This window comes from Paenibacillus pini JCM 16418, from assembly GCF_000576305.1.
Classification (GTDB): domain Bacteria; phylum Bacillota; class Bacilli; order Paenibacillales; family Paenibacillaceae; genus Paenibacillus_AQ; species Paenibacillus_AQ pini.
In genome coordinates this window covers 174,563-190,364 of the sequence record NZ_BAVZ01000002.1, presented here as the reverse complement: position 1 = coordinate 190,364, position 15,802 = coordinate 174,563, and the positions used below count along the sequence as shown (strand labels likewise).

General features: G+C 42.5%; 12 protein-coding genes, 1 pseudogene and 1 CRISPR repeat array. Of the genes and pseudogenes, 1 reads left to right on the top strand and 12 read right to left on the bottom strand.

Annotation, left to right across the window (positions count from 1 at the left end):
- Positions 1 to 168 precede the first annotated feature (168 nt).
- The 3 genes and pseudogenes from JCM16418_RS04200 to JCM16418_RS04190 form a co-directional block, all read right to left on the bottom strand.
- Complete coding sequence (locus tag JCM16418_RS04200; protein WP_036646499.1) at positions 169 to 927, bottom strand: DUF3800 domain-containing protein; 759 nt, start codon at positions 925 to 927, stop codon at positions 169 to 171.
- A gap of 440 nt (positions 928 to 1,367) precedes the next feature.
- Positions 1,368 to 2,127: a CRISPR direct-repeat array (repeat unit 32 nt; unit sequence ATTTCAATCCACGCACTCATATAGAGTGCGAC).
- 186 nt (positions 2,128 to 2,313) lie between these two features.
- Positions 2,314 to 3,282: an L-threonine 3-dehydrogenase gene (locus JCM16418_RS04195; RefSeq protein WP_036646496.1), complete on the bottom strand. Its 969-nt coding sequence runs from the start codon at positions 3,280 to 3,282 to the stop codon at positions 2,314 to 2,316.
- Between the two features lie 32 nt (positions 3,283 to 3,314).
- Positions 3,315 to 4,504 (bottom strand): annotated as a pseudogene (locus JCM16418_RS04190) (glycine C-acetyltransferase).
- A gap of 773 nt (positions 4,505 to 5,277) precedes the next feature.
- Here JCM16418_RS04190 and thrS point away from each other — a divergent pair.
- Positions 5,278 to 7,191 carry a threonine--tRNA ligase gene (gene thrS / locus JCM16418_RS04185; RefSeq protein WP_036646493.1) on the top strand — a complete coding sequence of 638 codons (1,914 nt, stop codon included), beginning with the start codon at positions 5,278 to 5,280 and terminating at the stop codon, positions 7,189 to 7,191.
- Between the two features lie 135 nt (positions 7,192 to 7,326).
- Here the strand turns inward: thrS and JCM16418_RS04180 are convergent, their stop codons facing one another.
- From JCM16418_RS04180 to JCM16418_RS04145, 9 genes are all read right to left on the bottom strand, one after another.
- Complete coding sequence (locus JCM16418_RS04180; RefSeq protein WP_158442406.1) at positions 7,327 to 8,337, bottom strand: ATP-grasp domain-containing protein; 1,011 nt, start codon at positions 8,335 to 8,337, stop codon at positions 7,327 to 7,329.
- Positions 8,265 to 8,747, bottom strand: a complete 483-nt coding sequence (locus JCM16418_RS24870; RefSeq protein ID WP_158442405.1) for a hypothetical protein — start codon at positions 8,745 to 8,747, stop codon at positions 8,265 to 8,267. Before JCM16418_RS24870 ends, JCM16418_RS04180 begins: the two co-directional genes overlap by 73 nt.
- A 27-nt stretch (positions 8,748 to 8,774) precedes the next feature.
- Positions 8,775 to 10,034, bottom strand: coding sequence for an ATP-grasp domain-containing protein (locus JCM16418_RS04175; RefSeq protein WP_036646490.1), 1,260 nt, complete (start codon positions 10,032 to 10,034; stop codon positions 8,775 to 8,777).
- A gap of 29 nt (positions 10,035 to 10,063) precedes the next feature.
- Complete coding sequence (locus tag JCM16418_RS04170) at positions 10,064 to 10,993, bottom strand: DMT family transporter (RefSeq protein ID WP_036646486.1); 930 nt, start codon at positions 10,991 to 10,993, stop codon at positions 10,064 to 10,066.
- Between the two features lie 88 nt (positions 10,994 to 11,081).
- The gene (locus JCM16418_RS04165) at positions 11,082 to 12,350 is read right to left on the bottom strand and encodes an MDR family MFS transporter (RefSeq protein ID WP_036646483.1); all 1,269 of its coding nucleotides are present in this window, start codon (positions 12,348 to 12,350) and stop codon (positions 11,082 to 11,084) included.
- Between the two features lie 15 nt (positions 12,351 to 12,365).
- A complete protein-coding gene (locus JCM16418_RS04160; protein ID WP_036646480.1) occupies positions 12,366 to 13,055 on the bottom strand; it encodes a B3/B4 domain-containing protein in 690 nt (229 codons plus the stop codon).
- 28 nt (positions 13,056 to 13,083) lie between these two features.
- On the bottom strand, positions 13,084 to 14,409 hold the full coding sequence (locus tag JCM16418_RS04155) for a nucleotide sugar dehydrogenase (protein WP_242403708.1): 1,326 nt from the start codon (positions 14,407 to 14,409) through the stop codon (positions 13,084 to 13,086).
- Between the two features lie 34 nt (positions 14,410 to 14,443).
- Entirely contained in the window at positions 14,444 to 14,854 is a 411-nt protein-coding gene (locus JCM16418_RS04150; RefSeq protein WP_036646474.1) for a DUF6917 domain-containing protein, read from the bottom strand.
- Complete coding sequence (locus tag JCM16418_RS04145) at positions 14,851 to 15,771, bottom strand: Gfo/Idh/MocA family protein (RefSeq protein WP_036646472.1); 921 nt, start codon at positions 15,769 to 15,771, stop codon at positions 14,851 to 14,853. Before JCM16418_RS04145 ends, JCM16418_RS04150 begins: the two co-directional genes overlap by 4 nt.
- Positions 15,772 to 15,802 lie beyond the last annotated feature (31 nt).

Here is a 15,802-nt window from a genome sequence, read left to right as displayed (position 1 = left end):
CCTATAAAGGAAAATTCATGTTAATACGTACATTGGTCCGACTTAACATGAATTTCCCCTTTTTGTATTGTGCATAATGAAGTCCAATATTGGGTATACTATCACGTGGCCGCACATTGGTTCGACCGCATTAAGGGAGCGTACATTGGTATGCTCCCTTAACTGTAATCACCTATACTCCCAAACTGCCAGGGACAAAGGAATTATACTTTTTTGATATAGTTCTATTAATTCTTTATTATTGGCTTTACGAGGCGCATATCCATATTTGAATCGAAAAAAGACAGTTGTAAGAAATACAACGATGTCAGCTAACTGTACTAACTGGCAGTGGTGTGAATTCTGAAGGAAAGAACTATTATATATACGATTACTGGTCGTCTCCTGTCGGATAACTTGAATTAAGAGTTCTCTCTCTTCGTCGCGTCCGTTGTCAGGAATAACAATTCCTGTTTCATTCCTTTGAATGAGTTCTTTTTCTATTAATTGAATTAAACTACTCATTCCAAGTTGGTTCATGTTAGTATGACCTGTATCACCTGTTTTTTGTTTATATGTATTTTTATTAATTACAGAGGCAAGCACTTTACCTCCATATCGATCAATAAGTTCTAACATTTCTTCAGCAAGCTTAAATCGATCATTGATCGGAATTTTGGAATACAGATCGTCCCCATCAAAGAAAGGCTTACTGTGAATTTCATATTTTTGAAAGAAGGGTAACGTATTAACCTGTTTACCTGTCAATCCTTTTATTTCACCTTTTATTTGCAAAGCTGCTTTAAAGGCCAGTGCTTCAAAATCCCGTTCAAGTCCTATAACACTGGAGTTAGGAACTAAAATCCCACCATAACAAACTACAGGTTGTTGTTGCATATCACCAAATCCATTATTTCCGGACTCGTCTAAATAAAATCCATTTATCACATATTCCTCTCCTTCATCTCTACCTTTGACTTTGTACTGAATATGGCATCTTAGATTTTACTTAATATTATGTATTTCACTTTTAACAATGATTGATCGCGCATCCTTAAGAGGATGCGCTTTGTTTTAAAACTCTCTTATGCCAATGTATCATTTTCAATCCACACACTTCATACAAAGTGTGACAACTAATTATACCAATTTATCAGAAGATTTATATAAAATCAAGTCTACTGCGCAAATAACTCACCATTCGCACATACAAATATTTTTCAAGATTTCTTTCTTTGCTTGGAGCAGGGGAACCTGCTCTTTGAAACATAAAAGTCTTACCTTTCTCATGCTTAGCATGAGAAAGGTAAGACTTTTTTAGGGATTACATTTGCATTCCATACGGATTGCGACCAGACACCCGTTTCTGTAACAACGCTACTGCAAAGATTTCATTTCACGAATTCATGTAGAGTGCGACTTAAAGCCCGTGATGCCATTACTGATGGACAATGATTTCAATCCACGCACTCATATAGAGTGCGACAGGTACTGGAAGATATCTATCATATCGACCCTTATATTTCAATCCACGCACTCATATAGAGTGCGACCATTTTCCAAAAGACGGTGATCTGTTGTTTTAAATATTTCAATCCACGCACTCATATAGAGTGCGACTTTTGCAGGCATATCAACGTTAACCAGATAAATTATTTCAATCCACGCACTCATATAGAGTGCGACCTTTTTTGCATCCAAAAACATTCATTCTAGGGGATTTCAATCCACGCACTCATATAGAGTGCGACTCGCGTTAAATCTATTATCTAATGTGGAGTCGATATTTCAATCCACGCACTCATATAGAGTGCGACTTTAGGTAATGGCACGGAAACACCTGATCCAGGAATTTCAATCCACGCACTCATATAGAGTGCGACAGAGTACCGCAGCTTCGAGTGTAGTGAATGCGGCATTTCAATCCACGCACTCATATAGAGTGCGACCCTACTTTTATTAGCAATTTCAGTTTGATAATTGATTTCAATCCACGCACTCATATAGAGTGCGACTGAATGCCTCAGCAAACTCTACAGGCATAGCACAATTTCAATCCACGCACTCATATAGAGTGCGACATATGCCGCGTCCTTATCTTTTTTATTCTTCTTATATTTCAATCCACGCACTCATATAGAGTGCGACTGCGAAAAGTCATATGAAAATAGTAATTTCAAACGATTTTTCGTTCAATATAAACATATTTATACTTTCACACTCATCTTAGAATCCAATATAAACCAAATTGCACCATTTTATCAACAAATTCAGGTGCGAACCTCCTAGGGAATTCATGTGTGCTTCGGGTTCGCACTAGAAATTATTGATCCTTCAACTTACACCCCTCTTAAATAATTCTCCCTTTTTCCCTAACTGAACCAACATATCCTTCGTCATCGCTTCTAAATCGTACTGAGCCTTAAAGCCCCACTCCGTCTTTGCAGCCGTCGCATCAATCGAATGCGGCCAGCTCTCGGCAATTCCTTGTCTTACCGGATCAATCTGATAGTCTAAGGTGAAGTCTGGCATCTGCTTACGGATCTCAGCCGCAATAGCTTCGGGGTCCACGCTCATCGCAGTCACATTAAAGGAATTTCGGTGCGATAGCCTTGAAGAATCCGCTTCCATTAGATCAATGATGGCCTCAAGCGCATCCGGCATATACATCATGTCCATATTGGTATCTTTGGCGATATACGAAGTATATTTACCCGCTGTTACCGCCGCATAATAGATTTCTACCGCATAATCCGTTGTTCCTCCACCCGGAGGTGTCATATACGAGATCAACCCTGGGAAGCGAAGTCCTCTGGTATCCAATCCATACTTATGAAAATAATAATCGCACAGCAGCTCACCAGATACTTTATTTACGCCATACATGGTATTCGGGCGTTGAATCGTATCCTGTGGTGTATTATCCTTCGGCGTTGTCGGACCAAAAGCTCCAATCGAGCTTGGCGTGAAAAATTGGCAGCCGAGCTCTCTTGATACTTCAAGCGCGTTCATTAACCCGCCCATATTCAAATTCCATGCCAGCAGCGGTTTTTCCTCTGCTGTAGCCGAAAGCAGCGCCGCCAAGTGGATGACCGTATCTACTTGATATTTGTTCGCGATATCGAACATCGCTTTGTCGTTCGTAACATCTAGCAGTTCAAAAGGACCCGAACGGGTAATCTCATGTGCTGATGATTTTAAATCCGTGGCAATGACTTGATCCGCTCCATAGACCTCTCTCAATTTCATGACCAACTCTGTACCAATTTGACCTAATGCACCCGTTACTAGAATCTTCTGCATATCTATTCACTCCCGCTCCCGGATATCATCAATTAAATGAGAGACATTTCCTTACCGACTTTTTCATAGATTGAAACCACTTGCTCCAGCATTTCTCTTGTATGTGCAGCCGTAGGCATATTTCGTATCCGTCCTGTTCCTTTAGGAACCGTTGGGAACACAATCGCTTTGGCATAGACACCTTCTTCATAAAGTCGTTGACTGAACTGCTGCGTCGTCACCTCATCGCCGATGATACAAGGGGTAATTGGAGTCTCACTATGACCTACATTGAAGCCTAGACGACTGAGCTCACTTTTGAGAAAATCACCGTTTGCCCATAATTGTTGAATCAATTCTTCATCCTTCATGAGAATATCTACCGAGGCGATACAAGCAGCAATCGATGCTGGTGGTAAAGCCGTGGAGAATAGGAAGGGACGACTTCTTAGCTTGAGCCATTCAATCAGCTGATTTGAGCCAGCAACGTAACCTCCAACGACACCAATCGCTTTAGACAATGTGCCAATCTGGAAATCAATCCGATCCGATAGACCAAAATGCTTTACAGTTCCAGCACCTTTACCAAGGACTCCTGAACCATGCGCATCATCTACATAGGTAATGAGATCATATTCTTCCGCAATCTCGACGATTTCAGGAAGCTTCGCGATATCACCATCCATCGAGAAGACTCCATCAGTGATCACCATAATTTTGTTATATAGACCCGACTCCTTCGCGGCCTTTGCTTCTCTCTCAAATCATCCATATCCGAGTGATTGAATCGGATGGTCTTTGCTCCAGACAATCTGCAGCCATCAATAATCGAAGCATGGTTCAGCTCGTCTGATAAAATTGCATCTTTCTTATCCATCACAGCAGAGATGGCCGCCATGTTACAGTTAAAGCCCGATTGATACACGATTACAGCTTCGGTATGTTTAAAAGCAGCTAATTTCTCTTCCAGCTCAATGTGTAGCTCCATTGTTCCATTAATTGTTCTTACTGCACCCGCACCTGCTCCAAAGGTTTGAACCGCTTTCACAGATGCTTCGATCAAACGGGAGTCCGTAGCTAGCCCTAAATAGTTGTTAGAAGATAAATTTAGAAGTGATCTTCCAGCGATTTGAATTGTTGCACCATTTGGTCCTTGAAGTGGATTAATGACGTTATATAGACCCTTATTTTTCAAATCCTCAATGTTCGTTGATAAAAATTGATTTAGTCCCTTGCTCGACATTCCAGATCCCTCCTAAAATACTTATGTCCTCTGTATGAGTACAATTCCTTTTTATTAAAAACCTTTATACAAAAGGATTTATATGATTTTTAATGTATCATCTTTTTTCTCGTTTGTACATCCACAGAGGACACAAAAATTTTAAATATTATACATAGGAGTATCTTCAGAACATCTAATTAGGACAAAATTACATGTTCAGGCGAGCAAAGACCATTTGCTGAGGATCAATCGACAATCCAACTTAATGGAGAGATCATACAATTCACATGGTCAAACAAAAATTGCGTGCTTACAGAGGATGCTAAACAGCTAAAAAATTTACGTGAGCATGTATTCAACATGATAAAAGAAAAGCAAGCGTACAAAGCATTACCTGAGTCCATTGGAGGATACGATTAACAAATTTCTAAGAAAAACCTTGACTTTTAGGAACTGGGTTATGTAGTATTATGCCAACACAATAATCAGGCATTGACCAAAGACATGATTTCCTTCACGAGCTGTCCAGAGAGAGAAGTTCAGGCTGAAAGCTTCTCCAGTTACCGGTTGTGAAATTACCCCTTTGTAGCCGTGGCGTTGAACCCGTCCATTTCATGAACGGTAGTAAGCGGCACCGTCTTATCCCCGATATAGGATACTAATAAGGACCTTATTTATTTGAGGTCGAATTTGGGTGGAACCACGAGCTAAACCGCACTCGTCCCTTTCTGGGATGAGATGCGTTTTTTTGTGTTCAATCATCATAAAAATCCGAAGAAGGAGGCTAAATCATGGAGATCAACTTAACTTTTCCAGACAAAACAATTAGGAGGTATGTACAAGGAACGACCATCGAACAAGTAGCGGAATCGATTAGTACAAGTTTGAAGAAATCAGCTATCGCTGGAAAGATAAACGGCAAACCTGTTGATCTCAATCAACCCATTGAACATGATAGCCTCATCGAAATTGTTACGCTGGATAGTGAAGACGGCTTAGAAATAGTTAGACATAGCACAGCGCATGTCATGGCCCAAGCCATTAAGCGGATCTATGGAGATAAGGCAGTGAAGCTCGGAATTGGCCCGGTCATTGAAGATGGCTTTTATTATGACATCGACATGGAGAAGCCTTTATCTAGCGATGATCTTGCCGCCATTGAGAAAGAAATGAATGTCATTGTTCAAGAGAACTTCCCAATCGTTCGGCGTATCGTTAGCCGCACAAAAGCACTCCAGATATTTGGAGATTTAGAGGAGCCGCTTAAGCTAGAACTCATTCGTGATCTGCCGGAAGATACGGTTCTGACCATCTACGATCAAGGTGAATTTTTCGACCTTTGCCGTGGCCCTCATCTTCCCTCGACTGGCCGTATCAAAGCCTTTAAGCTGCTGAGTGTGGCGGGTGCTTACTGGCGAGGTGACTCTAACAATAAAATGCTACAACGCATTTATGGAACTTCTTTTCCAAAGAAAGCCCAGCTTGAAGAGCATCTACATTTTCTTGAGGAAGCTAAGAAACGCGACCACCGTAAGCTTGGAAAAGAACTTGAGCTGTTCATGTTCTCCGAAGAAGCACCGGGCATGCCCTTTTATCTACCCAAAAGCATGGTCATTCGAAATGAGCTTGAGCATTTTGCGAGAGAGTTACAGCGGCAACTCGATTATGATGAGGTACGCACACCGCTTATGCTAAATAATCGCCTATGGGAACAATCGGGGCATTGGGATCACTACAAGGACAATATGTACTTTACGAAGGTTGACGAGACGACTTTTGCTCTTAAGCCGATGAATTGTCCGGGACATATGCTCATTTTCAAAAATAGCTTACGTTCTTATCGAGATTTGCCTATCCGTCTATCGGAATTCGGTCAGGTCCATCGGCATGAATCTTCTGGTGCACTAAATGGAATGATGCGGGTACGGACATTTTGTCAGGATGATGCGCATCTATTCGTACTTCCTGAACAAATTCAGGAGGAAATTAGCCGTATCATTACCCTTATCGATCACATGTATCAAGTATTTGGGTTCGAATACCGAATCGAGCTCTCCACTCGTCCTGAGGATTCGATGGGTTCAGAGGAACTGTGGGATCAAGCCGAACAATCCTTGCAACATGTGCTAGATAATCTTGGCATTCAATACCGCGTCAATGAGGGAGATGGAGCCTTTTACGGGCCTAAGATTGATTTTCATATTCTAGATGCCCTGAAACGAAGCTGGCAGTGCGGAACGATCCAACTGGATTTCCAGATGCCGGAGAAATTTGATCTTTCCTACATTGGTGAGGATAACCAAAAGCATCGCCCTGTCGTCATCCATCGCGCAGTGTACGGATCGATTGACCGATTTATGGGGATGTTAACTGAGCATTTCAGCGGGGCTTTCCCTATCTGGCTAGCGCCCGTACAAGTTAAGATTCTACCTGTATCCGAGCATTATATTGACTACGCCTATAAGGTGAAGAAATTATGTAAAGAGGCTGGAATTCGGGTAGAAGTCGATGTGCGAAATGAAAAGCTTGGGTATAAAATGCGCGAAGCACAGCTCGAGAAGAATCCCTATATGCTCGTACTAGGCGAGGCTGAGAAAACGTCCGAGACGGTGTCTGTACGTAAACGAGGCGAAGGCGATCTTGGCGTGAAAAGATTAGATGAGATCATCAGCCAAATTTTAGAGGAAATACAAGCTAAACGATAAATCTAATTTCTAGTTAAAAATCATAAAGCAAATTCTAAATACCAATGGCGACTGCTTCTCACAACATATCGAGGAGAAAGTCGCCATTAAATATACTCGTTTGTTTTATACACTAGTATATGAATTTTAACTTCCTTAACTATGGACTTCCATCTTTAAATCTTCTAACTCCCGAACTTTAAGCTTCACACCTTCTCTAATACTTCTGACCGACTCCGCAAGAACAAGCGAATCTGCGCTTTCTAGATCTAAAGTCGAAACAAAGCTCATTGCATTTTGATGCGGTATGCTGCTCACTACCGTATGTCTTGGAATTTCGGTTTCCGTATGGATAAAGACACCTTCAGATAGTAAATGATCTATCTTCTCATATCCTTCAAATTGATATTTGCGCGAAGGGTCAAGCGGATTATCCTGCAAATAAATACGCATATTGCAGCGTGCTTTATCGGAATGACTTAATACATGACTCGGCAATTGTGCCGAATCACCGTATAATAACACCTCTGCCCAAGCCTTGGTGAGATTGATCCCAAACACATCATTAATTTGCGGAATGATATTCCAACCTCCGAAACGTGCAGCCGTTTCAATAATGCCGACTTGTCTATTCTTCATGAGCTTGACTTCTGTATGTGTCGGACAATTCTGAAGCCCTAAGCTTTCATTGGCTTGACGGCATGCTTCAACAATAATGTCTTGTGCTTCAGCATCGAGCACACTAGGTACAATATGGGATGTCTCTGTAAAGGAAGAGAGCATCGGCGTCTTATCTGTAATCGCAACAGGACGATATACTCCATTAACCATCATCCCTTCGACAGAGACATAGTCCGAGTACAGCGGGTTATCATACCAATCCGCATTGCATCCTTCCATATACTCCTCGACTAGAAACAAGCATTCTTCATTAAATAGAAGCGAATCTCCCGTATTTTCTCTAATATCCTGCTGAACCTCACGAAACACCTCGACTGGATTTCTTGTCCCATCAAGTAGAGTTACGCCAATCGAACAAGCTAGATACGTAGGTTTAAGTACCAATGGATATCCTAATTCTTGTACAGCTGAAATCATATCATGTTCGGAGTAAATGGCACGAAAATCAGGCGAAGGCACACCCGCTTCACGGAACTTCTCCCGCATCGTGTGTTTGTTGCGTGCATTACGCGCGGCCTCTGCTCCCGCTGAGCGTAAACCCAGCGCCTCTGCTGCTTTTGCCACGGAAAGCACCATGTTCTCAGCGCCACCGAATATAATCCCATCGACTTCAAATAAACGCGCATAGCAATAATCTGATCGACTACTTCATTTTCTGAGAGGGTGTAAGCTTCAGCGCCCGTAAAAGTAACCCAATCCGGGTGATGATACCCGCCCGAGGTAAGGGCTGTATTTTCTTTGATGATAACAGAAGCATAGGTATTTATAGTAGAGATATATCGACTGGTTACAGCGCTAGGACGGGGAATGTATACAAATACATTCGCCTCAGCAGCTAATGATTCCAATGACGGTGGAAATCCGCCTAAATCACTAACAAGTAATATATTTTTCATATGACGATTCTCTCCTCCTTACCTAATCTAAATATGTGAAGGCTCCAAGGGCTTGGCCTCAATACGGAACAAATCAATCGCTTTATGGATGGCAGCTTCAACCTTCGCTTCACTCTCACCACGGAACATATACCTTCCACTGATATGATAATAGGAGCCTTTACCATCCATAATTTCGCCAGGTACTGGGATTTGCTCATGGAAAATTTCCGGGATCAATCCTTTGAGGCTTGTCACATGTACCACCTCTGCTGGAACACAAGGAGGTTCTGGGAACTGAAGCAATCCACCATGAATACCTGTCTGGGCAAAGTGTAGCTTCTCAAATGTACCCAGTTCAATTTTGATCCATTCTTCGCATAAATTAACACCGTATAATTCCAAAGTAAGGAACGGCGTCTCCGCGCCACCCATTCTGGCACCTATTTCAAGAAATACTGCCTCCGCTCCATGACGGTCAATGACCTCCAAATGGAAGCACCCATCGTGAAGTTCTAGAGAATGTAATACCGCTTCCGTAAACCTTGTCAGGCGATTCTTAAGTGGAAGCCTGTCCGTTACAATAAAAGAACCGTTCGGAATTCCCTGTGAAAAGGCAAGACAGCCATTTACATATTGAGAAATAGCTATAAATTGAAGCTCACCACGCTGAACAAGGCCATCAATGTGGAAAATGGGGCCTGTAATAAATTCCTCGCATTGATAATTGTCTGTTTCATTTGCCTGCTCGATGGATGCAAGTGCCTCCTCTAGTTCAGTGCGATCATTTGCCTGCTTCACACCTTGGCTGGCAGCACCCAATTTAGGCTTCAAAATAATGGGATAACCTACCTCTTCAGCAAAGGCAATAGCAGCTTCTGGATCTGTGTAATCCAAAAACTTAGGAATACGCAGGCCATCTGCTTGCAGCCTCTTCTTCATGACAATTTTATCTCGGTATAAGGCTACCTTCTCTTGTGAGGTACCCTGAATACCAAATTGCGTACGCAGCTTAGCCGCGTTAATCAGATCATATTCTGACATGGCAATCAGTAGATCGACAGGGCCATATTCTTCGACCGTATTCTTCATTAATGTCTCAAGAACTGCATAATCTTCGATATCTGCCAGTTCATGCACTCGCGCAGCCTGGCCCTCATAGTCTTTAATATCCTGATGTCCTCTTGCATTGACCATATAAATCACTTGGTTACCACTATGATCAATAACCTGTCCGTAATTAACGAAGCCTCCAAGGATATAATCCCCGAAGCGGTGAATGACAACGATTACTTTGCACTGTTTCATATACAAACCTCCGATTGTGTAACATGTATTCACATTCCATTCTCATACACCCGGTCGATAGATTTCGATGGTTTCTCCGACTGTGCTGTAAATAAAATAGCACCTATAACAACCACCATCCCGAGTACGTGATTCCAGCCCATCGGTTCGTGAAGGAGCAAGTTTGAAAGGATTAAAGAAGAGACAGCAATAATTCCTGTAAAAGAGGCCGAAATGCTTGTCGATACTGACGATATACCGGAATACCAAAGTGCGAAGCCAATGACGGTAACGACGATGGCAAGATAAGCTAAACAAATCCAGTCCGTAAAGATGGGCTTACTGAAATCAAAAGAAACAGCCTGATAGATGCCCATCGGGAGAAATAATACAAATCCCCATAAGGTTACGTAGGTTGTGATGGCAAGAGCTGATAATGCGCCAGTTAAGCTTTTACCGATTAGAGTAAATAACGCTTCACTAATGACTGCTGCGCAAAGGAGTGTGTATCCAATCCACGAAAATCCTGAAGAACTACTAGCTTCCGAGCCAGCATCAAGTACTTGAATTATAGCGATCCCGATGACAGCCATAATGACGCCAATCCACGATTTTAAAGACATCTTTTCTTTGAAAAAAAATAAGGAGAGCAGCGAAATCGCCATCGGCGTAGTACTAGTAATAATTCCGCTCTCGACTGCCGGCGTTCGTTTAAGTCCAACTAATAAACATATATTAAATAAGAAGACGCCTGTTAAAGCTTGCAACAGTAAAAGAAGATACTCTCTTCTTGTTAATTTAGGCCAACCTTCTTTAATCAGAAGTATACCTATAAGCAGCAAAGCTGCTAATCCAAACCTTAATAAAGAGGCCAAAAATACAGGAAACATCTGGGTAACCCATTTGCCCACCACGATTGAACTTCCTACTGTTGTCATTGCTATGGACATTGCTATATACGCTTTTATGGAACCCTTCATGCTTGTTTCCACCCCTTATTCGTATTACGCCACCTGTTTTCATATCTGCCGATATTCTATCGCAGGAGCGCTATACTTGTATATGGGGTTATATGGATAAACTTTCCTCCTTTCGTTTAATTCGCACATTTGAATCCACATGAGAATCCTTCATACGTCGTTTTCTAAGCCAACGAATTAGGATAAACTGTGCTGCTCCAGATAAGGCGAATAGTACTCCGAGAAGCATAAACATGACAGTACCCTTCCAGCTCGTGTAAATTAGACCCCCTATAACGGGGCCAAATGCTAACGGAAGCTGCATGTGCAATCCAAAAATGGAGAAGTAAAATCCTCTTTTCCCCTCAGGCGCAAGCTCCGATATTTCTTTCTGAAGCTGAGGTCCAACCAGCATTTCGCCAATGGAGAAAATAAATTCTACAATAAATAAAAGTGCAATATAGCGAGAAAAGCCGTAACCAAAAGCAACTGCAGCATACAAAGCATAGGAAATCCCAATGATTCGGTAGGCGAGCATATGCTGAGTTTTATTCGTGAGCCAAAGCTGTAATCCAATTACCAGGATGCCGTTAAAGGTCATGAGTGAAGCCAATATATCTGCTGCGCGCATAAAGTGATCGGATAAGTGGAACGGCAGAATCGAGATCACTAACGCATAGATAAGCCCAATTGGCATGGCCAACAAGGTCATGCCATACAGAATCTTATGATCCATGAAACGGCCACTAGCCTGCACTACAGGCTCATGCTGCCCCTGATTCACAATTCGGTGTAGCGACTCCGGCACCTTAAGGAACACTAATAACAAATAAACTAGAAGAATAACGGCACTGGTTAAGAAAACGATGGTACTGTTCCATTGGAACAATAGTAATCCAATAGCTGGACCAAAAGCTGCCCCGACATTCGAAGCTGTGTGCAGTAAAGCGAATACTTCGGTCTGTTGTTTTGGTTCCACAACATCTGAAATCATGGCATTAGCTGCGGGTGCAAATAGGGCAGATCCTACCCCCATAACGGCGGTAATGATAGCAAAGGCCCATACGCTATCTGCCATCGTATATGCCCCCAGGCCGAGAACCTGTATAAGTACGGCCGTAATCATCACGGGCTTACGTCCGAAACGATCACTGAGTCCTCCTCCAAAGATACCTGTAAGCATCGCAGCAAACGGTTGTAGTCCAATAACAAGCATAGCGCTGACTAAAGAGCCGCCAAGCTTATCATATAAATAGATCGCCAGAAATGGCCTTATAATGAATGTTGTCATGGCATTTAACGCGTTGCCCAAAATTCTGATCCAGATGGCTATATCGTAACGACGTAAAAAAGTATCACGTTTATTACCATTCCTCATTACGGTGTACTCCCTTCAATCTACGCTGATCAGCTGCTTCTCACAGCGGTAACCACGATTCAAGTAATCAAGTCCAGCCGCCAATGAATCCTTAACAACATCTTCTGCTACACCCGGTACCTGACAGCCTAGAAGCCAGATCGTATGCGTATCAGGAGTGATTTTCTGCGACTCGCCATCTCGATAACAGAACCTGGACAGTACCTTATCATCATCAGCAAGTACTAATAATCCTTCTGATAGTGCCTCAAGTTCGCTCTCACCGAGACCTTGGAATGGCTCGCCACCTTGTGTGAAGGTCAAATGGATATCTCCGATTACACATTCTGCATCAAACACACCTAGTGGAACTAAATGCTGCAAGGCAGCTACATTTACCGCATCGACAATAGGATGGATTAATGGAAGTCTCTCCAGGTCCTCTTTGATGAAGAAACGCTGAATTAAGTTTTGAACCGATGGAGGATATTTTTTAGGATTAAGACCTATACGTTGATAAAACTCTTGATAGGCTGCCATAAGTGGTTCAGAAGCCACTTCTGCTTTAGTCTTCCCGCGCCATTTCGAATGGATTTCATCCCATTCCTTCTTGAACTCTAGCTTGGCATCTGGATCTACTGGCGTGAGATGAAGATGTAAACCATAGACCTTAACCCCATCTAAATGGGTTTCAACTTGAGGGCTCATTTTAATTTGTCTGTACATTACGTTCCTCCTGTGTCATGAGAGTCTCTTAAATTCTGACTAGGCTTGGTTCATTCACAATGGACATTGAATCTCCAATTCTGATGATTGTCGGTATATCAAAGGCGGAGAATGCATTTCGCGTATCCAGAATCGTTACACCCGAATTAGCAATGATCGATAGATCGTAAACGGAGTGAGCAGTTAGTAACACAACACAGTCATACTCCGTCAAATCCTTCGGATCAATCGTCTTCTGTACCTGTACAACATGTCCTTTTTCTGTACGAACATGTTCACAAAAAGGATCATTGGCAACCAATATGGCCCCTTTTTCTTCAAGTAATTCATAGATTTCAAGTCCAGGAGATTCCCGCCAATCGCTTACATCCGGTTTATATGCCATTCCCAAGAGTAAAATACGGGACCCTTTAATGCTTTTCCCTCTAGCATTTAAGACATCACCAATTTTCTGCATGATATAACGGGGCATATTCCGGTTCAAATCCTGTGACAATTCAATAAAACGGCTAAAGAAGTTCTCACCCTTCACCTTCCACGATAGATACATCGGGTCGAGTGGGATGCAGTGACCTCCAATACCCGGGCCGGGATAAAAGGGCATAAAACCGAATGGTTTAGAAGAAGCAGCCTGAATAACTTCCCACACATTGATACCAATTCGGTCGCAAAGTAAAGCTATTTCGTTGATAAAAGCGATATTCACGCTGCGGAAGGTATTTTCCAAGAGCTTAGACATCTCCGCTGCTTTGGTCGTTGATACTCGCACTGTTCGTGTGACGATCGCTGAATAAAGTGCATCACCGAGGTCAAGACATGTAGCAGTCATCCCGCCAACTACTTTTGGCGTATTTAATATGGTGTAGGTTTTGTTTCCTGGGTCCACTCTTTCTGGTGAGTAGCACAGATAATAATCCACCCCTGGCTTCAATCCAAGTAGAAGCAATTCATTAGCAATTAACTCCTCGGTTGTTCCTGGGTACGTTGTACTTTCCAGAATGACCAAAGATCCTGGCCTCATATAATTCTTTAATTCCACTACGACGGACCGGATATACGACAAATCGGGGTCCTGATTCTTACTAAGTGGGGTTGGTACACAGATAATAACCACATCCTGATCCCGTATGACGGAGAAATCACATGTCGCACGGAATAATTCAGCTTCTACTACATCATGGATATCATCCACACCTGAAATATAACTCTTTCCATTATTGATTGATTGAACTTTATCCACACTAAGGTCGATACCTGTTACAGCAAATTCCTCACGAGCAAACGCTAAAGCAAGTGGCAGCCCGACGTAACCCATACCGATAACTCCGATGCGTGCCTCTCTATTCTGGATCATCCTTAAAAGGTTCATTTAGCTTCACTCCCTCATCTCAGTTACCTGCTCCAAATGAAATTAGCATCTCTACTTCAAGTTCCAGATCATCCGCCATCATCGTTTCTTGTGTGGAAATCAAGATGTTATAGTGATTGGGGAAATGACAATCATCGAATCCCAGCACATGCCCAATGACTTGATTCTGGATCATGACTGCATCTCCTCGACCAATCACTCCTCCACACTTCATTTCAGCAAAACCAAGGAAACCCACACGATCGATCCGGTCGCCCTTCTCTGCCTCATGATGCGTTGTCGTGACGATTTCGTGGATTTCCCCGGCCTGAACACAGCGCGTCTCAAACTCGATAAGTCTCATACCCCGCTCTTGCTGTTTATGAAATAATAGAGCCACAAATGCTCCATCCACCTTTCGCTTCACCGTTCGCTTCACTGTCTGAATCATATCGTTATAGGCTCCGCTTGGTACGTATCTTGGACAAGTCGTACGGCATCTCTTCCATCTTCTCCATGACAACGATTAGAGAGCACTTGACTTGCAAAATCCCGCAATATTTCCTCGTATTCATGGAACAGCGATGATTTAAATGCTGTAAATCCAGCCAGCATATCAGCCACAATGGTTCTACCGCTCTTTAGCTGTATAATGACATCCTTATGCTCGCCATTAGGATATGCCCAGTCCAAGTGAACAGATACGGGAATTCCCGAGTCCGTAATTAACTCTACTTTTGCTTCCATATCAATACCATGTTCGTTGCGAGAAATAGCAGCCGAAACTACTTCAAGTCGTCCAAGGAAAAACGCTAGCGTATCATATACATTTGGACCATTATCTGCCACGCAGCCTCCTCCGCAGCGTTCTGGCTGAAGATACCACTGGTCATCTCCAGCATGCTCTTCAATCTTTTCTAAATAACTTGCTTGCACACTGACAATTTCATCACCTTGCTTTATTTCCTTAAGAGCATCCAAGAAGTGAACGTTATATCTCCGGTGAAAAGCTGTAAACATGGTACGTTCTGCTGCAATAGATACTTGAACCAATTCATCTGCTTCAGCCAAATTCATGGTCATAGGTTTCTCACAGCATACATGTTTACCGCTAAGTAGCGACTCTCGGCATATTTCATAATGCTTATCGTTTGGTACATTAATGATGACTGCATCAATATCATCCCTTTTCAGAAGCTCCTTATAATCCTGGTAACAAGGAATGCCCTCCTCAGCAAATGGAATTAGCCGCTCTTCACTTAAATCGCACACTGCCGTTAAAACAGGATTGTCTAGCTTGTTCTGAAAGGCATGGACATAAAACTTAGAAATAACACCCATTCCAATGATTCCGACCCGAATTTTCATTGATGAATTTCCTCCCGATTCGCATATTTTT